Origin of the sequence: Paraburkholderia sp. Tr-20389 (genome assembly GCF_017104565.1) — a bacterium.
Lineage (GTDB): Bacteria > Pseudomonadota > Gammaproteobacteria > Burkholderiales > Burkholderiaceae > Paraburkholderia.
On sequence record NZ_JAAGPD010000001.1, the window covers coordinates 753,579 to 771,257 of the forward strand.

The 17,679-nt window shown below is 61.9% G+C and carries 17 protein-coding genes; 11 read left to right on the forward strand and 6 right to left on the reverse strand.

Features of this window, described 5'->3' with window-relative positions:
* Positions 1 to 25 precede the first annotated feature (25 nt).
* Positions 26 to 274: a hypothetical protein gene (locus G3N95_RS03425; RefSeq protein WP_205968528.1), complete on the forward strand. Its 249-nt coding sequence runs from the start codon at positions 26 to 28 to the stop codon at positions 272 to 274.
* Between the two features lie 55 nt (positions 275 to 329).
* On the opposite strand, the gene G3N95_RS03430 is transcribed toward G3N95_RS03425, so the two are convergent.
* Together G3N95_RS03430 and G3N95_RS03435 are read right to left on the reverse strand one after the other, a co-directional pair.
* Positions 330 to 671: a hypothetical protein gene (locus G3N95_RS03430; protein WP_205968529.1), complete on the reverse strand. Its 342-nt coding sequence runs from the start codon at positions 669 to 671 to the stop codon at positions 330 to 332.
* 28 nt (positions 672 to 699) lie between these two features.
* Complete coding sequence (locus G3N95_RS03435) at positions 700 to 990, reverse strand: hypothetical protein (protein ID WP_205968530.1); 291 nt, start codon at positions 988 to 990, stop codon at positions 700 to 702.
* Here G3N95_RS03435 and G3N95_RS03440 point away from each other — a divergent pair.
* The 4 genes from G3N95_RS03440 (at position 989) to G3N95_RS03455 (ending at position 5,422) form a co-directional block, all read left to right on the forward strand.
* On the forward strand, positions 989 to 2,122 hold the full coding sequence (locus tag G3N95_RS03440) for a hybrid-cluster NAD(P)-dependent oxidoreductase (RefSeq protein WP_205968531.1): 1,134 nt from the start codon (positions 989 to 991) through the stop codon (positions 2,120 to 2,122). The two genes, G3N95_RS03435 and G3N95_RS03440, sit on opposite strands and share 2 nt — an antisense overlap.
* A 128-nt stretch (positions 2,123 to 2,250) precedes the next feature.
* Positions 2,251 to 3,480 carry a Xaa-Pro peptidase family protein gene (locus G3N95_RS03445; RefSeq protein ID WP_205968532.1) on the forward strand — a complete coding sequence of 410 codons (1,230 nt, stop codon included), beginning with the start codon at positions 2,251 to 2,253 and terminating at the stop codon, positions 3,478 to 3,480.
* Between the two features lie 52 nt (positions 3,481 to 3,532).
* Positions 3,533 to 4,735 carry a formaldehyde dehydrogenase, glutathione-independent gene (fdhA, locus tag G3N95_RS03450; RefSeq protein WP_205968533.1) on the forward strand — a complete coding sequence of 401 codons (1,203 nt, stop codon included), beginning with the start codon at positions 3,533 to 3,535 and terminating at the stop codon, positions 4,733 to 4,735.
* A gap of 96 nt (positions 4,736 to 4,831) precedes the next feature.
* Positions 4,832 to 5,422, forward strand: coding sequence for a dimethylsulfoniopropionate lyase (locus G3N95_RS03455; protein WP_205968534.1), 591 nt, complete (start codon positions 4,832 to 4,834; stop codon positions 5,420 to 5,422).
* 24 nt (positions 5,423 to 5,446) lie between these two features.
* On the opposite strand, the gene G3N95_RS03460 is transcribed toward G3N95_RS03455, so the two are convergent.
* Entirely contained in the window at positions 5,447 to 5,800 is a 354-nt protein-coding gene (locus G3N95_RS03460) for a hypothetical protein (RefSeq protein ID WP_346778347.1), read from the reverse strand.
* Positions 5,801 to 6,106: 306 nt separating this feature from the next.
* Here G3N95_RS03460 and G3N95_RS03465 point away from each other — a divergent pair, with 306 nt between their 5' ends.
* Positions 6,107 to 7,396 carry an MFS transporter gene (locus tag G3N95_RS03465; protein WP_205968535.1) on the forward strand — a complete coding sequence of 430 codons (1,290 nt, stop codon included), beginning with the start codon at positions 6,107 to 6,109 and terminating at the stop codon, positions 7,394 to 7,396.
* 61 nt (positions 7,397 to 7,457) lie between these two features.
* Here the strand turns inward: G3N95_RS03465 and G3N95_RS03470 are convergent, their stop codons facing one another.
* Positions 7,458 to 8,450, reverse strand: coding sequence for a LacI family DNA-binding transcriptional regulator (locus G3N95_RS03470; protein WP_241018183.1), 993 nt, complete (start codon positions 8,448 to 8,450; stop codon positions 7,458 to 7,460).
* A gap of 177 nt (positions 8,451 to 8,627) precedes the next feature.
* On the opposite strand from G3N95_RS03470, the gene G3N95_RS03475 reads away from it, so the two are divergent.
* The 3 genes from G3N95_RS03475 to G3N95_RS03485 all read left to right on the forward strand — a co-directional run bounded on the left by G3N95_RS03475 (position 8,628) and on the right by G3N95_RS03485 (position 11,111).
* Positions 8,628 to 9,461: an NAD(P)-dependent oxidoreductase gene (locus tag G3N95_RS03475; protein WP_205968537.1), complete on the forward strand. Its 834-nt coding sequence runs from the start codon at positions 8,628 to 8,630 to the stop codon at positions 9,459 to 9,461.
* 198 nt (positions 9,462 to 9,659) lie between these two features.
* Positions 9,660 to 9,965 carry a hypothetical protein gene (locus G3N95_RS03480; RefSeq protein ID WP_205968538.1) on the forward strand — a complete coding sequence of 102 codons (306 nt, stop codon included), beginning with the start codon at positions 9,660 to 9,662 and terminating at the stop codon, positions 9,963 to 9,965.
* A gap of 291 nt (positions 9,966 to 10,256) precedes the next feature.
* Positions 10,257 to 11,111, forward strand: a complete 855-nt coding sequence (locus tag G3N95_RS03485) for a hypothetical protein (protein ID WP_205968539.1) — start codon at positions 10,257 to 10,259, stop codon at positions 11,109 to 11,111.
* 126 nt (positions 11,112 to 11,237) lie between these two features.
* On the opposite strand, the gene G3N95_RS03490 is transcribed toward G3N95_RS03485, so the two are convergent.
* Positions 11,238 to 12,095 (reverse strand): oxidoreductase, encoded by an 858-nt coding sequence (locus G3N95_RS03490; RefSeq protein ID WP_205968540.1) that lies wholly within the window; start codon positions 12,093 to 12,095, stop codon positions 11,238 to 11,240.
* A gap of 118 nt (positions 12,096 to 12,213) precedes the next feature.
* Here G3N95_RS03490 and G3N95_RS03495 point away from each other — a divergent pair, with 118 nt between their 5' ends.
* Positions 12,214 to 13,143 carry a LysR family transcriptional regulator gene (locus G3N95_RS03495; protein ID WP_205968541.1) on the forward strand — a complete coding sequence of 310 codons (930 nt, stop codon included), beginning with the start codon at positions 12,214 to 12,216 and terminating at the stop codon, positions 13,141 to 13,143.
* 72 nt (positions 13,144 to 13,215) lie between these two features.
* Here the strand turns inward: G3N95_RS03495 and G3N95_RS03500 are convergent, their stop codons facing one another.
* Positions 13,216 to 15,387, reverse strand: a complete 2,172-nt coding sequence (locus G3N95_RS03500) for a M1 family metallopeptidase (RefSeq protein ID WP_205968542.1) — start codon at positions 15,385 to 15,387, stop codon at positions 13,216 to 13,218.
* Positions 15,388 to 16,082: 695 nt separating this feature from the next.
* On the opposite strand from G3N95_RS03500, the gene G3N95_RS03505 reads away from it, so the two are divergent.
* Complete coding sequence (locus tag G3N95_RS03505) at positions 16,083 to 17,678, forward strand: EAL domain-containing protein (protein ID WP_205968543.1); 1,596 nt, start codon at positions 16,083 to 16,085, stop codon at positions 17,676 to 17,678.
* The last annotated feature ends 1 nt before the right edge of the window (position 17,679 follow it).

Here is a 17,679-nt window from a genome sequence, read left to right on the forward strand (position 1 = left end):
CAGTACTTTCAAGCGAGGATCGAACGTGGAAACAGTCAACCCTGAACTCATTGCGCGGCTCGTGAGGATCAACCCTGTCGTCATCGTCAACGGCGAGACGTCGCGCTCGCTGCGCTATCACGGCAAGCGCAATGTGCGCGCGCTGATGGGCTTTCTCGGCATGTATCGCGACATGCGCGCGCTCGTCTACAGCCATTCGGCAAGCGGCCGTCAGATGTGGCTCGACGTGCAGACCGGCCGCGAGTCGCAATTGCCCGTGCTGCTGCCTAACTGACTGACGGCGTGACTGACGGCGGCGAAGCTGCCGCCAGTCCCATTGCTGGTTCTGCTCAGCTCGCGGCACCGGGTTCCCGCGCTGAACATCCGCGCAGAGCGCCTGCCGTCTGCATCTGCCCAACCCGCCGTAACGCTATGCTGACGAAGATGAGGGCGCTAGCCGCCATCTCGACCCGCCCGAACCGCTCGCCGGCAACCCAGCCAATCAACAGTGCGACGACAGGCGCAAGATAGTTCGCCGGCGGCAGGAAACGGCGAACGTAGATGTATGAAAGGCCCAGGATCATCGAGCTTGCGACCAGCCAGCAGTCACCGGCCAGATCGATCGTGCCGTCCGCCGCTGCCCACGGGCGAGCAATCAGAACGATTCCGGCGAAGCCGACGGCAACACCCACAATACGTCTAACCAGGGAAGTTACTGAGTTAGACGGCTCGAACGGCGACGAAATCCGGCGCCGGCCAGCCTGCTGGCGACGCATAACTTAATGTAATAGCGCCACGAAAATAAAGCGCATTGACGCTGTTTTCCACGCCACCAATACTCAAGCCACAACACAGGCGGGCGTATCGTGCGAAGGCACTATCAGAAGAACGAGCCAGGCAACGGCGTCCCGACTTCAGGTTGAATCCGCGATTATGACAATGCACGTTGCGCAGTTTCGCGCGGCTTCGCAGCCGGGTAGGCGCAAGGCGTTTCAAGAGATTTGATTCCATGAACTCGGTAGAAAGAATGTTCGACCCTGCGCCGGAAGCCGAAGACAGACTGTCCAACGTCAGCACCTGGGAAAGCGGCGGCCGGCTCTGGCCGAGCAGCGAGCAGCAGAGCTTGACGTGTTGCCGCGTCGTCGACGAAACGCACGACGTCAAGACGTTTGAATTCCGCGTGGGCGACGGCTCGCCAGTCCGCTTCGAACCCGGTCAATTCATGACCGTGCAGGCGGATGTGCAAGGTCAAGCTGTCGAGCGCTGCTACACCATTTCTTCGCCCCCGACGCGCCCGTTTCTGCTGTCCATCACCGTCAAACGTGTGCCGGGCGGCACCATGTCCAACTGGCTTCACGACAACATGAAGGTCGGAGCCGGGTTGCGCGCGTATGGTCCGTCGGGCAGCTTTACAGCGACGGCGGCTCCCGCGAAGAAATCGCTCTACCTGTCCGCGGGTTCAGGCGTGACGCCGCTGATGTCGATGACACGTGCAAGCATCGACCTCGGCCTCGATCGCGACATCGTGTTCGTTCACAGCGCGAGAACGCCCGCCGATATCGTCTTCCGCAAAGAACTGGAGCGGCTCACGCAACTTTCACCGCGCCTTCGCACATTCTTCCTTTGCGAAGGCATCGGCGATGAAGAAGGCTGGCCCGCGCCCACAGGTCGACTCAGTCTCGAACTCCTGTCCGGATGGGTGCCTGACTATATCGAACGCGAAGTATTCACATGCGGCCCCGCCGGCTACATGAGCGCAGTGCGCGCACTGCTTCATCAAGGTGGACATGCGCCCGATCGTTATCACCAGGAAAGCTTCGACTTCGCCGCCGGCTCGGTGCCGGAGGCGCCCGCTGCACCGGAGAACGCCGCCACTCAGGAGACCTTCACCGTGAAGCTCTCGCGCTCTTCGAAGACGTTCACGATGAACGCCTCGGAGACTGTGCTCTCGGCAGCCAGAAAAGCCGGCGTCGCGATCCCGTCGTCTTGCAGCCAGGGCATTTGCGGAACCTGCAAGACCAAAGTGCTTGAAGGCACCGTCGACATGAATCACAAAGGCGGCATCCGGGAGAGAGAGGTTCAGAAGGGACTTCGCCTGCTCTGCTGCAGCCGGCCGACATCGGACCTTGTGCTGGAACTCTGAAACGCAGGCGCGGCTTCCGGTCAACCGGACCGCGATGGAACGCATGCTCCGGCGCCAACTTGCGCCCGAGCATGCCAGCCCGTTTCACTTCGTAGAACCCCACACAACAACGCCCCGGAGCGATAGAAATGGCCGACGTACAGCTGTTTGATGCAGATTGCGCAGTCGAGCTTGGTGGAAGAGAACGGATCGTGCGGGACGTGAGGGCGTATCGACTCGCTTGTGTGCAAGAGCAACTGCGCAAACACAAATGTCCCGCAATTCTGCTGTATGACCCGGTGAACATCCGCTATGCGACCGACACCTCGAACATGCAGGTCTGGGCCGGCCGCAATCCTGCGCGATATGTGATGGTTTTCGCCGACGGTCGTATCGTCGCGTGGGAGTTCCACAGCAGCGAACACGTATGGGACGGATTGAATCTCGACGTCGAACTTCGTGGCGCCGTCAGTTGGACTTTCTTCAATGCCGGCCATGAAGCCGAGCGGCGCGCTGAAACATGGGGCGCGGAGATCGTCGACGTGTTCCGCCAGCATGCGCCCGGCGATCGCCTGCTGGCGGTCGACCGGCTCGACCCGTTCGGTACGGCGTACCTGGAAAAGCACGGCATCGCGTTGCTGGACGGACAGGCCTTGATGGAGACCGCTCGGCTCATCAAGTCGTCCGGTGAACTCGTGTTGATCGGCGAGTCGTTGCGCACGGCCGAAAAAGGCATCGAGCGCATGCGGCGCGAACTGCGTCCTGGCGTGACCGAGAACGACATCTGGGCCAACCTGCATTACGAAAACATCCGCAACGGCGGCGAGTGGATCGAAACGCGGCTGCTCGCGTCTGGAGACCGGACGAATCCGTGGATGCACGAATGCTCTTCACGCGTGCTGCAAGACGGCGACCTGCTGGCATTCGATACCGACATGGTCGGGCCCAACGGCTATTGTTCGGACATCTCGCGCACATGGCTCGTCGGTGACGGCCGCCCGTCGGATGAGCAGCGCAAGCTGTACGAGCTGGCCTACTCGCAGGTCCATTTCAACATGGACCTCCTGCGTCCCGGCATGACGTTCCGCGAGTTCTCGGAAAAGGCATGGAAGATCCCGGAACCGTTCATCAAAAACAGATACTGCTGCCTGGCTCACGGCATCGGCATGGTCGACGAATATCCGTCCATCGCGCACCAGGTCGATTGGGGCAGCGCAGGTTACGACGGCATGTTCGAAGCGGGCATGACCGTGTGCGTCGAAAGCTACATCGGCGCAGAGGGCGGCACGCAGGGCGTCAAGCTCGAGCAACAGGTCGTTCTCACGGAGAGCGGTTGTGTGTCGCTGACAGATTGTAGTTTCGAATCCGACTGGCTGTGAGTGACAGCGCGAAAGATCACCTTCCAGTCTTTGCATAACATCAGGAGACAGCATGTCAGGCAATCGTGGAGTGGTTTATGTGGCCCCCGGGAAAGTCGAAGTGCGCAGCATCGCCTTTCCCGAACTGGTCGACCCGTCGGGTCGCAAAGCGAATCACGGCGTCATCCTTAGAGTGGTCGCGACGAACATTTGCGGCTCCGACCAGCACATGGTGCGCGGCCGAACGACGGCGCCGGCCGGACTCGTCCTCGGTCACGAAATCACCGGCGAAGTAATCGAAGTCGGCTCGGACGTCCTCACGCTGAAGAAAGGCGACCTCGTGTCGGTTCCGTTCAACGTGGCGTGCGGCCGGTGCCCCATGTGCAAGGCGCAAAACACCGGCGTCTGTCTCAACGTGAATCCCGCGCGTGCAGGCGGCGCCTATGGCTATGTCGACATGGGCGGCTGGATCGGCGGTCAGGCCGAGTACGTGATGGTGCCGTACGCGGACTTCAATCTGTTGAAGTTTCCGGATCGCGACCGCGCGATGGAGAAGATACGCGATCTCACCTGTCTGTCGGACATTCTGCCGACCGGCTATCACGGTGCCGTCACTGCGGGAGTCGGGCCCGGTTCGACCGTCTATGTCGCTGGCGCAGGTCCCGTCGGCCTGGCGGCTGCGGCATCCGCGAGACTGCTCGGGGCGGCCGTCACCATTGTCGGCGACCTGAATCCGGTGCGGCTCGAGCATGCTCGTCGGGTCGGATTCGAAACGGTCGATCTCTCAGAAGATGCCTCGCTCGCCGAACAGATTGCCGATCTGCTCGGCGAAGCGGAAGTGGACTGCGCGATCGACTGTGTCGGCTTCGAAGCGCGCGGTCATGGTCACTCCGGTTCGCAGGTCGAGGCCCCGGCCACCGTCCTGAACTCGCTGATGGAAATCACGCGGGCCGCCGGCAAGATCGGCATTCCGGGCCTCTATGTGACCGACGACCCCGGCGCGACCGATGCCGCCGCAAAGCACGGCAGCCTCTCAGTGCGCTTCGGCCTTGGCTGGGCGAAGTCGCACTCGTTCTTCACCGGTCAAACGCCCGTGATGAAATACAACAAGAATCTGATGCAGGCTATTCTGTGGGACCGGCTGAACATCGCCGAAGTCGTCAACGTAACCGTCATCGAACTCAACCAGGCGCCCAGCGGCTACGCGGAATTCGATTCGGGCGTACCCAAGAAGTTTGTCATCGATCCGCACGGCAGTCTGAAAGCGGCGGCCTGACACAAGTTGCCGTAGCGACGAGAAAAGTTGCTTGCGTGTCTCCGAGGTGAGCTTTGCGGCCGGTCGAAAGACCGGCTTCTTTTTAGAGCGCACGACATGACTAATCGCCCCGAACACATTCAGACCTTCATTCGAATCACGGAGAGTCTCTTCCAGTCCGAAAAGCTCCCTTCAACTGGGAGGCAGGTCGCGTCCCGAGTCTTCGAGCGGCTTCGTACCCCGTCGGATGACGGCAAGCGACACAGCGCCCGCTATCCCGCATGCGACTGGATCGACGCGGCGCTGGCACCCGTCCTGGACGAGCCGACTCAAATCGGCGCAGCCGCACGTGCAATCAAATCGCTCGAGCCGGTCTTGGGGTGGTCGCGCCGGACGTCTGGCTTACACGGCAGTGAAAACTATGTCGAGGGACACGTGCACGGCATGATTTGCGGGCCAGGCGGCGCGGAAAGCCGCTACGACGTGCAACTCGGATTCTCGGTGATGGTTCCCAACGTCAGATACCCGGACCATAGCCATCCGCCGGAAGAGGCGTACGTGCTATTCACTGCCGGGGAGTTCCGTCAGAAAGACGGCGACTGGTTCGACCCTGGCATTGGCGGCGGCATACACAATCCGCCCGGCAGCCCGCACGCGATGCGATCCGGCCCGGCGCCTTTCCTCGCCATCTGGTGCCTTCTGGTTTGAGCGAGACGCGCGGCAAACCCGGCGCTAAACCGAAGCGAACACCACAGCGCCCTTGTTGCCGACCTGAGTGAACGTTCGCACGAACCGGTAGGCGCCGCCGTTGACAGTCAGTTCGTTGAATCCGGACTGCGTCGACGCCAGAATGGCATCGGCGAGTTCATTCTGAATCGAGCCACATTTTTTCAGCTCGTCGTCCGACGCGCTGACGTCCCCGAGATACAGAGAACTGGTCCCGCTCTGACTTCTGACCATCACGAGATGTCCGCCTTTATCCAAGGCGAGTTCCAGGTATTCCGACAAAGTCGCCATCGCTTCGATGTTCGACACGGCACGGCGTTCAGACGTTGAGCCCATGTAGCCCCCGATAATTTTTCCCACTGACAGCCATCGTACGCCAGATGGCTGCCCGCCACACCTGTGAGATGTCCGTGCGTTCGAACGAAAACGATTAACTTCATAAACGCAAATCCGACCACCCACGGCACGCATATCCGGCATACATAGGCGAAAACACGTACTAGCCAAGCAGCCTCAAACCTTCTATTCTTAGAAAAACGTTTTCCAAACGTGACGGAAACATGCAAGCGCGCCGCCAGCCGGGCGCGACGCATCCCCGCCCCGGCGCTCGTCGCCGGCCATGAAAAGACCGCGGCGCGACGAGCGATGCCGCGAACGGAGACTTACATGCAATCTGCCGTCGTCGGCGTCGTACGCGCCGCCAGCCGCTTCCGCTGGACCGTCTGTGCGCTGCTTTTCTTCGCGACCGTCATCAACTACATGGACCGGCAGATCCTCGGTCTGCTCGCGCCGCTGCTCCAGCATGAGATCGGCTGGACGCAGGTGCAGTACGGCCGCATCGTGATCGCGTTCTCCGCGTTCTATGCAATCGGCCTGCTGTGCTTCGGACGCATCGTCGACTGGCTCGGCACGCGGATTTCATACGCGGGCGCGATGCTCATCTGGAGCATCGCCGCGATGCTGCACGCGGCCGTCGGCTCGGTGATGGGCTTCGCGGCCGTGCGCGCGCTGCTCGGCATCGGCGAAGGCGGCAACTTCCCCGCTGCCATCAAGACCACGGCCGAATGGTTCCCGCGCCGCGAGCGCGCGCTCGCGACGGGCATCTTCAACTCCGGCGCCAACATCGGCGCGGTGTTCGCACCCGCGATCATTCCGGCGATTGCCGTGATGTACGGGTGGCGCGCGGCGTTCGTCATCATCGGCGCGATCGGCATCGTGTGGCTGGCCGTGTGGCTCGCGGTCTATCGCCCCGCTGACCGCAGCGCGCAAGACGAAGCGTTCGACGAACCGCGCGACGAAGTCGAAGCGCTCGACGCCCGCCACGCCAACGCCCGCGCGCCGGGCTGGGGCGAACTGATCAAGAAGCGCGAGACGTGGGCGTTCCTGATCGGCAAGTTTCTGACCGACCCGGTCTGGTGGTTCTACCTGTTCTGGCTGCCGAAGTGGCTCAACGAATCGCGCGGCATGGACATGCAGCACATCGGCTTGCCGCTCGTCATCATCTACGCGATCACGACGGTCGGCAGCATCGGCGGCGGCTGGATTTCGTCGACGCTGCTGCGCAAGGGCTGGACCGTGAACGCTGCGCGCAAGACAGCGATGCTGATCTGCGCGTGCTGCGTGCTGCCCATCGCGTTCGTGTCGCAAGCGGAAAACCTGTGGGTCGCCGTCGGCATCGTCGGCCTTGCAGCGGCTGCGCACCAGGGCTGGTCGGCGAATCTGTTCACCACGGCATCCGACCTCTTCCCGCGCCGCGCACTCGGCGCTGTAGTGGGCATCGGCGGGATGGCGGGCTCGATCGGCGGCGTGCTGTTCTCCGAAGTGATCGGCCAGGTGCTGCAACGCACGGGACACTACTGGGTGCTGTTCGCGATCGGCGCACTCGCCTATCTGCTCGCGCTCGCGATCATGCACGTGCTGACGCCGCGCATGGCGCCCGCGAAGCTCGATGCGTAATCAGGCATCGCGCGCCGCCTCGCGCGGCGCGCTCTCCGAAGTACAGAGCATGAGCGAGGCTTCAGCCGCAGGCAGCCGTCGATTCGCGCACGATCAGCCGCGGCTCGAACATCGAATGCTCGGCCTCGCCGTGGCCCGCCAGTGCGTCGATGAGCTTCTGCATCGCCAGTTCGCCCATCTTCTCGCTCTGGATATCGACGGTAGTCAAGGCAGGCGCGGCGTACTCGCCATACGGCACGTTGTCGACGCCCGTCACGGAAACGTCGCGCGGCAGCTTGAAGCCGAGCGATGCCGCTTCTTTCATGAAGCCGAGCGCGATCAGGTCGTTGTAGCAGATCACCGCCTGCGGCCGCTGCGGCCCGAGCATCACGCGCGAACAGGCCTGCTCGCCGGCTTGCGCGGTCGGCGCGTGGGCATCGTGCACGTCGAGCGCGAGGCCCACTTCGTCGAGACATTCGCGCACGCCGCGAATACGCTCGTCGTTGATGCGCGCCTGGCCGAAGCCGAGATAAGCGATATGCCGGTGTCCGAGATTCAGCAGATGACGCGCGAGCATGTACGTCGCGAGCCGGTTGTCGATGCCGACGCTCGGAATCGGCAGGCCCGGACTGCGCCGCAACAGCACGAGCGGCTTGTTGAGGTCGAGCATCCACTGCGATTCTTCGTCGGGCATGCGCGAGCTGATGATGAGGCCGTCGACGCGCTGCGCGAGCGCCTCGATCAGCGAACGCTCGCGCGCCTGGTTCTCTTCCGTATCGACGAGCAGCAGCGTGTAGTCGTGCTGAAGTGCAACGCGATTCGCGCCCTTCACGACGTTCGTGAAGTGCGGATTGCTGATGTCGAGAATCGCCAGCCCGATGGTGCGCGTGCGGCCCGTGATCATCGAGCGCGCGAGCGGGTTCGAACGATAGCCGAGCCGCTCGATCGCCTCCTTGAGCCGCGCTTCGACGGCAGGAGAAAAGCGCTGCGCGCCGTTGATGTATTTGGACACCGTGGCGACGGACACGCCCGCCGCGACGGCCACGTCGCGAATCGTCGGGGAAACTTTTTTCATCCGGAGGGTAACGTTTTCGTTTGCCTTGCACGATTGTCGCAGAAAATGCGTCGAGCGAAAGCATTGCAATAGTACGAGACCGCTTTACCAGTCGAATTGAACCCCGGCAATTGACGCGTTCCCCGCCTCACCTTTATAGTTGGAAAACGTTTTCCTGAATTTATCGAAGGATCATCCATGAACGAGACATCTTCCGTGCCGCGCAAGCCGTTCCGCCGTCTTCTGCTGACGGGCGCGGGCGGCAATCTGGGCCGCCAGCTGCGCGACGCGCTGGCCGCATGGGCCGACATCGTGCGCGTGAGCGACATCGTCGCCGTGAGCGCGGCGGCTGCGCACGAAGAAGCAAGCGTCGTCGATCTGGCGGACCGCGAGGCCGTGATGCACATGGTCGAAGGCGTGGACGCGATCGTGCATCTGGGCGGCATTTCGATCGACGCACCGTTCGACGATCTGATCGAAGCGAACATTCGCGGCACGTACAACCTGTACGAAGCCGCGCGCAAGCATGGCGTGAAGCGCGTCGTGTTCGCCAGCTCGAATCACGCGATCGGCTTTCATCCCGTCACGGAAGTGCTCGACACGGATGCGCCCCAGCGTCCCGACAGCCTGTACGGGGTGACGAAGTGCTTCGGCGAGTCGCTGTCGCGCTACTACTTCGATCGCTTCGGCATCGAGACGGTGTGTCTGCGAATTGGTTCGTCGTTCGAAGAACCGAAGAATCCGCGCATGCTCGTCACGTATCTGAGCTATCGCGACTTCATCGAACTGGTGCGCTGCTCGCTGTTCACGAACCGTGTCGGCCATGCTGTGGTTTATGGCGCGTCGGACAATCCCGTCAAGTGGTGGGACAACACGAAAGCGGGCTTTCTCGGCTTCCGTCCGCGCGACAGCTCGGTGCAGTTCGCGGAACGCTTCCCCGTCACCGCGCCGACGCCCGAATACGATGATCCGGCGCAACGCTTCCAGGGCGGCGCATTCGTGCTCGGCGAACCGATGGAACGCAAGGCCTGAAGCACTTTCGGGCAGATAGAGGGTGCCGCGCAAGGCGGCATTCGGCAGTCAAATGGGCGCGCGGTGCAGGCACGGATCTGCATCGCGCGTCAACCTCGGATCGGCTGGTCTGATTTATTTTTCGCAGCCGCAATGCATTGCAGGTGAAGTTTCGCAGCGTGTACCATGTCACCAGGGCAAAACCCTTGGAGGATGATCATGGACAGGCATGCAGTGCATTACAGGCGCCACGTCATCATCCCACTTGCGTCCGTGGGCGCTCGCGGATACGCGGCCAGCGTGTTCGTCACCGGCCCGAGCGGGCGGCGTAAAGCCTTTGGCATCCTCGGTTACTTTTCTTCCGAGGAAGAGGCGATCGAGTACGCGACGTCATGCGCAAAAGCCCGCATCGAGGGCAATCTGATGCCGGGTTTGCCGCGCAAGCTCAGTGCGATGCGGCACTGGTTCCTGCGCCACGGCATCCGCCGTCAAAACGGGTTGTCCGCAGCCAATCCCTGGGATTGATCGGACAATTTATCGTGCAATTAGCGCGTCATTTTTGACGCGCGTTCTCGACACGCAAACTAAACCGAAGCGTCCGACAATCAGAGAAGCTTCGACACGCCGCGTTGCATATGCATGGCACGCGTGGCGTTCATCGCCGCCCTGGCCCGCGTCGGGGACTCGATTCTCTGGCTGTCGTCCGCCTGTTTTCCACCTTTCAGGCCTGCCAATTGCTGGTTTTTGTCTGAATAAAAGACGCGAGCAATCGCTTAAACTGGCCGGCTCACGTCATTCGAAACACTGTCAGTACGTATGATGACCACCCGAAAGATATTGATGATTCTCGCCGGGCTCGTGCTCGGCGCGGCATTGACCACCTACCTCATGGTGCTTCAGGCGGATCGCCGCGCAACGGCCGAAGCCACAGCAGGCATGGATGAGACCGCGAGCCCTTCCGCCGCCGATTCGCGCGTCAGCGAAAATCATGTGACGGAAGGCAGCATCGGCTCGTCAACGCCGCCGCGCCCGCCCACGAAGAATGCAGCCGTCGCGCCGCAGCCGGTCATGCCTGCGCCCGTTCCGGCACCTGCACCGATGGCTGCCGCACCGGCAGCGCCCGCTCCGGCACCTGCGCCGAGCACCGCTATTACGGAGCAGGCACAACCGCAGCCGCAACCAGCGCCCGCGCCGTCGGCGGCCGTCGCTTCCGTGAACGTACCCAACGCAGCCACTCCGAAGGTCGTGCCGGCGCTGCGCGCGCAGCGTGGCCGCGACAACCTGGATCGCCGCTACTCGTCTCAGGGCGCGACACCGGAAACGGAAGAACTCGTGCGCCAGTCGTCCAAGCTCGATCCCTTGCTTCCGCCGCCCGCTTCGGCCGCGCCACCTAGCCTCAACAGCGCGAACATGGATCAGCACAACACGTATCGCGGTTCGTACCACTCCGGCGCTACGCAGACGGATCAGCTCGTGCACGATTCGGCCAAGCTCGATCCTTCGCTGCCGCCGCCCGATATGGCCGCAGTACGCGCCGCGACGGAGAAGCAGCAACGCAGCACGACGAAGCCCGTTACGAATACGAACACGAATCCCGTTGCCGCCGCGCTGACCGACCAGCTCGTGCGCGACTCGGCCAAGCTCGATCCGTCGCTTCCGCCGCCGAAGTAACCGGCTTCAAAACGGCAGCGCAGAAAGCCGTCGATTTCAAATCACAACAGCGCCGTTGCATTCGCAGCGGCGCTGTTGTTTTTTGTTTCGTCAGATCAATGACGATTCGTCTCCTTCACACCCTCATCAAACCGGAAAGTCAGTGGATTGCGACAACGCTTTCCACGTCTCCGTTTCCGTCGTCACGAACGCGTTCTTTTCGGCAATCGCCTTCAACGTGTCGGTGCCGAGCGGCAAACGCAGCGGCGGCGTTTGCGCATCGACGAGCGTCACCATCGCCGTCGCGAGCTTGTCCGGATCGCCCGGCTGGTTGTGGTTCATGCCGACCGCAAAGCGGCGCACCTTGCCCGACGTATCGTCGTAGTCGTCGATGATTTCCTTGCCGACGACCAGCGACGACGCATCCAGGAAGTCCGTGCGGAAATAGCCCGGTTCGACGACGGTCGCGTGAATGCCGAGCGGCTTCAACTCCGCGTGCAGCGATTCCGTGATGCCTTCGACGGCGAACTTCGTCGAGCTGTACACGCCGAAGCCCGCACCCGCGCGGTAACCGCCGATCGACGACATGTTGATCACATGCCCCGAGCGCTGCTTGCGCATGACGGGCAACACGGCGCGCGTCACATTCAGCAGACCAAAGACGTTGGTGTCGTACATGCGGCGCACGTCGGCATCGCTCGATTCCTCGACGGCCGCCAGCAGACCGAACCCCGCGTTGTTGATCAGCACATCGATCCGGCCGAACTTCTCGACAGCAGCTTCGACGGCCGCTTTCGCTTGCGCCTCGTCGGTCACGTCGAGCGCGACGGGCAACAAAGCAGGCGACTCGCCCAGCCGCTCGACGATCGCGGCTGCGTTGCGGCCCGCGGCGACGACGGCGTTGCCGTCGGCCAGCGCCGCCTTCGCGATCAGCGCGCCCAGACCGCGCGATGCGCCCGTGATGAACCAGACGCGCTTGAACTGCTGTTTCGTGACGTTGCTCATTTGCTGCTCCTACGTTCGTGGTGAAAGTGAAACGAAGAATAGGACGTCCGATTCGCATAAACTAGCCATCTATTACTGGAGTGATAATCAACTTTAATTTGCTAATCGGAGAACGCAGATGAACGAGGTCCGCGCCATCTCGATCTTTGTCCGCGCGGCGACGCTCGGCAATCTGCGCAAGGCCGCCGTCGATCAGGGCATTTCCCCGCAGGCCGCCAGCCATGCGGTGATGCAGCTCGAAAAGTCGCTCGGGGTGCGCCTGTTTCACCGGACCACGCGCAAGCTGAGCCTGACGGAAGAAGGCGAGCGCCTGCTGCAAAGCGTGGAGCCCGCGCTGGCGACGCTGTCGTCGGCTATCGACGACGCTCGTCGCGCGAAAGACGAAGTCGCCGGCCCATTGCGCGTGAGCGCGCCGATGGCGCTCGGACGCGCCGTGCTGTGGCCGGCCGTTCTCGAATTCGCGGCGCTTTATCCCGACGTGCAGCTAGACGTGCGTTTCGACGATCACTTCACAGATCTCGTCAGCGACCGCGCGGACGTGGGTTTTCGCGGCGGTTCACCGCCTTCGGGCGGCGCAATTGCGCGGCGGCTGCTGCCCATTCAATTGATCGTGTGCGCGTCGCCCTCTTATATCGAACGACACGGCAAACCGATGTCCGTCGACGAACTCGACGCGCATCGCTGCACCGGCTATCGACGCGCGAACACAGGCAAGCTGGCGCCGTGGGAATTTCTGATCGGCAATGAAATCGTCTATCGCGACGTGGCGGCGACGCTGTGTGCGAACGATATCGATGCGGAGACGGCGGCCGTGCTGGCGGGTTTGGCGATTGGTCAACTCGGAAGTTTTTCGGCCGTCGAGCACATACGCAGCGGCCGGCTCGTGCCGTTGCTCACGCAACACGTGACGCAGCGCGAATCGATCTACATCTACTACCGACATCGCACCGAGCAGCCGCTGCGTGTGCGGACCTTCATCGACTTCATGATCGAGCGGCTCGCGGATAACCGGAACTACTTTCTCGATTCCGCCGAACTGCGCGCGTAGGGCAAAAACAGTCGCGCGCTTCCACGCAGACGGCGGGAAGCGCGCGACACGTTACGGCTCAGCCCATGCGCCTCACTGCGTCTTGCTACGCGGCTTCAGCTTGCCCTGATAACGCAGGATCGGACGAACCGTCTCGACCTGCGGCGCGACCAGCAACTGACGACGCGCCATTGCACTCACAGGCGGCGTGATCGAGCCGATCGTCGTGGCACGCGACGGATCGGCGAGGCCCGAATTCACGAGCATCTTCGCTTCCATCTGCAGGTTGGTCAGCAGCACGGGATCCGTCAACGCGCTGCTTTGCGCGAGCAACTGACTCCACGCGTTGTCGCCGTAGTTCGTCACGTAGTAGTCGAGTCCGCTCGGGTCCGCGACGACGGCCGAGCAGCCGTTGACCCGCACCTGCGTCTGCGTGTCCGACAGCGCGACCGTCTTGCGCCGCGCGAGACCTTCGCCGTATGCGAGTGTCAACGGAATCGTCCATTGAATGCCCGGATACAGGTTCTGGTTCGGATACGGCGACTGCTTGAGCGTGACGACCGTCTGGTTGCTGGTCAGATCGCACTGCGTATCGAGCGACACGAGCGGCACGCCCGTTTGCCGCACGAAGCTGTCGCCGATCGCGACCATCGGCTCGCCGCTCACTTTCGCGAGTTCGTCCCACAGACGCTTCGGCGTCGAATTGCCGAGCGCGTAGTCGGCCAGATATGACTGCAGACCCTTGCGCATCACGCCGTCGCCGAGATAGTTCTCGAGCATCTTCAGCACGATGCCGCCCTTGTCGTACGTGAACGGGCTGGCGCTCAACACGAAGTCGTTCGACGCCCAGTCGTTGAAGTTCGGCTGCACCGGGAACGAGGTGTTTCGCAGATCGCGCGACATCACCGCGTACTTGGTCTTCACTTCGTCGACCCAGCTGAAGCGATCGGGGAAGAACAGGATCTTCGTTCTGTTCTCGAAGTACGTCGCAAACGATTCGTTCATCCACACGTCGTCCCACCAGTCGAGCGTCACGAGATCGCCGAACCACTGGTGCGCGGCTTCATGCGTGAGCACCGTCACGCCATAGTCGGACATCGACGTGCCGGGCGGCGGAAGGATGTCGTCGGCGAATTCGAGAATGGCGCCCCAGTTCTCCATCCCACCGAAGTTCAGATCCTTCTGCTCCTTGAACGCGTCGTTGGCGGCGATCGTGTCGAACTTCGTCAGCGGCAGCGGGATGCCCGTGTAGCGATAGTAGTAATCGAGCGCCTGCTTGGTCTGCTGCATCGCGGGCACGGCCCAGTCGCGCATGCCGGGCGGCGTGAAGATCCGCAGATGCAGATTCTTGCCGTCCTTCAGCGGACTCACGAAGTCGTCTTCAAGCGTATCGAACATGCCGCCGCCAAAGAACAGCAGATACTGCGGCATCGGCGGCGTCTTCTCGAACGTCACGCGCTTGTAGCCGCTGTCCACGTTGACGGACGGCCCCTCCGCGGCATTCGACACGACGCGCCAGTTCTGCGGCACTTCCGCCGACACTTCATACGTCATGCGGAACGCCGGCTCGTCCCAGCCTGGAAACCATTGGCGCGCGAGATTGGTTTCGCCTTGCGTGAGGATCGCACCGCTCGTCGTGCCGTCGGTTCCCTTCAGGTCGACGCGGAACACGCCTTCCGCTGCCGAGCAGCCGGGATACGGATCATCGCCGCAACTGCCGCCTGTTTTCGTTGCGGGGTCGTCGTAGGTCTTGAAGTTGATGATGCCGGACCATTCCATATGCAGCGAGTAGTTGCCGGGACGAATCTGCCCGCTGATGGGCCGCAGTTGATAGAAGTCGCCGTCGTCCTGCGGCGTGGCGATCAACTGGATGTTGCCCGGCTGCAGCGTCGTCTTGCCGTTGACGAACTTGATGCGGTGCCCCGCAATCACGATCTGATCGACGCTCTTCGTCACCTTGATCTCGACATCCGCGCGGCCGTCGAAGGTCGACAGCGCGGGGTTCGGCCTGAACCACAGCTTGTAGTTGATCGGCTTGACGGTGTCGGGCAGCTCGACGGGCGGCACCGTCTTGTTGACCGACGCATCGGCGACGATGGGCGACGTCGGCGCCGCCAGCGCCGGTTGCGACGCGGGCACGGTCGCGCCCGTCTGCGCCGTTTTGCTCGACGTCATACCTCCATCGTCTCCGCCACCACATGCACCCAATGCCAGCGTGGCAGCCAGCATCACGCACTGCACCTTTAACCGAAAACATGATCGCATGATTCGTCCTTATCGGATAAAGCAGCTCTGGAAATGTGTGGTTATGGCTCTCGCTTTTTAATTAGAAAAAATCGCGAAAAAAGGTCCCCCTCACGCGCTTTAAGGCGAATGAAAGAATTGCAATAAACAGACGAAAAAAGGCCTCGACCTGATTCGTCGATATTTACCGTTTAAAACGTGAGCTAGAGAAAAATTTACGGCGTGACGACGGCGAAGACCGCTTCCGCCGTACGTGTACAGACTCGCATGGCCGACCACGGGCGCATCACGATTGCGATATGCCCGCTTCTAATGACTGTCAGCTTACGATGAGCGGTAGATTAGTTGGCTAAACGTTAGCGTGTCAACTTTCATTACAAAATATTTCCCCATCTTTATTGCTATGCCTTTTGATTATTTTTTATTCCATCTGGATTAACCGTCCGGGTATCGATTTTGCGCGACGGGATTGGTCTATTTCCGGACCCGATTAAATCGGGTTTCTGTTCATTTTCAAATCCGCGCCAATGCGGGTAATCGCGATTAACAAAACGCATTCGACAGCTCATGCACACTCCAATTGATCAGGAATGCCACGCGAATCGGCCGCAGGTTTCGGGTCTCGCACGAAACAGTTTGCGAATGGGTCGCATGCTATATTTATCGGACGAAAGCAGCACTGCTCCCACGCTCCGATACTGCCATCGGGCCCCGATGTGACCACGCTTTTTTCTTTTCGCAAATCGGCCGCAGTGGGTCGCGGCTTTACGCCAACGCTCGCGCTCGTCGTTGCCGTCGTGTGCGGCGCGTGCGTGCTCGTCACTGCCGCGCTGTGGGCGCGTCATGCAGACCAGGCGGCAATTCGCGAACGCGAAAGCCTGATTGCAGGCGACATGGTCGCGTCGATCGATCGCATTCTCGACAGCGTCGTGTCGCGCGCGCATCCCGGCTTGTCGACCTTGCCGGGACGGCCCTGCCCGCTCGTCGAACATCGCCTGTCCGAGCTGGAGACCTACGTGCTGTATGTGCGCAGTGTCAACCTCGTAGCGAATCAGACTATCTATTGTTCTTCGGCGCTGGGCAGTATCGATGTGCCGCTTGCCGCCTATCTGTCGCCCGCGCCTGCGCGCATCACGCTAGACCTGATCGCGGGCACGCCGCAGCAGCCTCGGGCGCCCGTCATGCCGCTGTATGTTCCGACGAGCAAGGACACCGGCCTGCTGTACGTGGTGGAGGCCAGCTATCTCGCCGATACGCTAGCTCACGGCATGCGTTACGAAGCGGGTCAGGTGGTGCTCGTCGTATCGAATGCGCGCGCGCTCGACGCACGCGGCGAAGTGATTTCCGCCGACAGCGCCGCCGCGTGGAAAGGCACGCGCGCATCATCGCCGCGCTGGTCCTTCTCGATCGTCGTGGTCGCTGCGCCGGCGTTCGTTGCGCAAACACACTGGAAATATGGGCTGCTGGCGAGCGCGGCCGCCATACTCGTGAATCTGCTGATCGCCGCGGCATATCTGATCGTGTTCGCGCCGCGCCGTCTGCTGCTGTCCGCCGTGCGCCGCGCATTGAAGCACGGACAATTGCACTTCGCGTATCAGCCCGTCGTCGAGATCGCCACGCGCCGCATCATGGGCGTCGAAGCGCTGATACGCTGGACGCACCCACGCTGGGGCGCCGTGAGTCCCGCCGCGTTCATGACGGAAGTGGAGCGCAGCAGCCTGCTCGCGAGCGTCACGCGCTTCGCACTGGAGCGCACGACCGAAGAAATCATGCAGAAGACCGATATCCGTCCCTTGCGTATCGCCGTCAACGTCGCGCCGATGGATCTCGAACGCAAGGACTTCGTCGCGGACGTGCTGGCCGTCCATGCAAAACTTCCCGCCGACATCACGCTCGTGCTCGAAGTGACGGAGCGCTTCCTGATCGACAAGCATCCGCGCACCGACGTGATCTTCAACACGCTAAAGGCGCATGGCGTGCGCTTCGCGATCGACGACTTCGGCACGCAGCACAGCAACCTCGACCTGCTGGGCCGCTTCCCGTTCGACTACGTGAAGATCGACGGGCAGTTCGTGCGGCAAATCGACAAGCAAGGCGGCGAGCTGATTCGCGCCATCGCCGCCGTGTCGAAGCATTACGGCATGGAAGTCGTGGCCGAAGGCGTCGAAACGGAAGCGCAGCATGAAGCGCTGCGCGGCTTGGGCATTCCGTACGGACAAGGCTATTTTTATCAGCGCCCCGTGCCCGTCTCGCAGCTTTTCGTCGATACGCGCGCAAACGTGGTCGCGACGAGAACACGCGTCACGCCTTGAG

Excerpts from the sequence above, each read along its gene's own strand:
- G3N95_RS03440 (WP_205968531.1), top strand. The coding sequence starts at position 989 with ATGAACTCGGTAGAAAGAATGTTCGACCCTGCGCCGGAAGCCGAAGAC.
- G3N95_RS03435 (WP_205968530.1), bottom strand. The coding sequence starts at position 990 with ATGGAATCAAATCTCTTGAAACGCCTTGCGCCTACCCGGCTGCGAAGC.
- G3N95_RS03445 (WP_205968532.1), top strand. The coding sequence starts at position 2,251 with ATGGCCGACGTACAGCTGTTTGATGCAGATTGCGCAGTCGAGCTTGGT.
- fdhA (WP_205968533.1), top strand. The coding sequence starts at position 3,533 with ATGTCAGGCAATCGTGGAGTGGTTTATGTGGCCCCCGGGAAAGTCGAA.
- G3N95_RS03455 (WP_205968534.1), top strand. The coding sequence starts at position 4,832 with ATGACTAATCGCCCCGAACACATTCAGACCTTCATTCGAATCACGGAG.
- G3N95_RS03465 (WP_205968535.1), top strand. The coding sequence starts at position 6,107 with ATGCAATCTGCCGTCGTCGGCGTCGTACGCGCCGCCAGCCGCTTCCGC.
- G3N95_RS03470 (WP_241018183.1), bottom strand. The coding sequence starts at position 8,450 with ATGAAAAAAGTTTCCCCGACGATTCGCGACGTGGCCGTCGCGGCGGGC.
- G3N95_RS03475 (WP_205968537.1), top strand. The coding sequence starts at position 8,628 with ATGAACGAGACATCTTCCGTGCCGCGCAAGCCGTTCCGCCGTCTTCTG.
- G3N95_RS03480 (WP_205968538.1), top strand. The coding sequence starts at position 9,660 with ATGGACAGGCATGCAGTGCATTACAGGCGCCACGTCATCATCCCACTT.
- G3N95_RS03485 (WP_205968539.1), top strand. The coding sequence starts at position 10,257 with ATGATGACCACCCGAAAGATATTGATGATTCTCGCCGGGCTCGTGCTC.
- G3N95_RS03490 (WP_205968540.1), bottom strand. The coding sequence starts at position 12,095 with ATGAGCAACGTCACGAAACAGCAGTTCAAGCGCGTCTGGTTCATCACG.
- G3N95_RS03495 (WP_205968541.1), top strand. The coding sequence starts at position 12,214 with ATGAACGAGGTCCGCGCCATCTCGATCTTTGTCCGCGCGGCGACGCTC.
- G3N95_RS03500 (WP_205968542.1), bottom strand. The coding sequence starts at position 15,387 with ATGCGATCATGTTTTCGGTTAAAGGTGCAGTGCGTGATGCTGGCTGCC.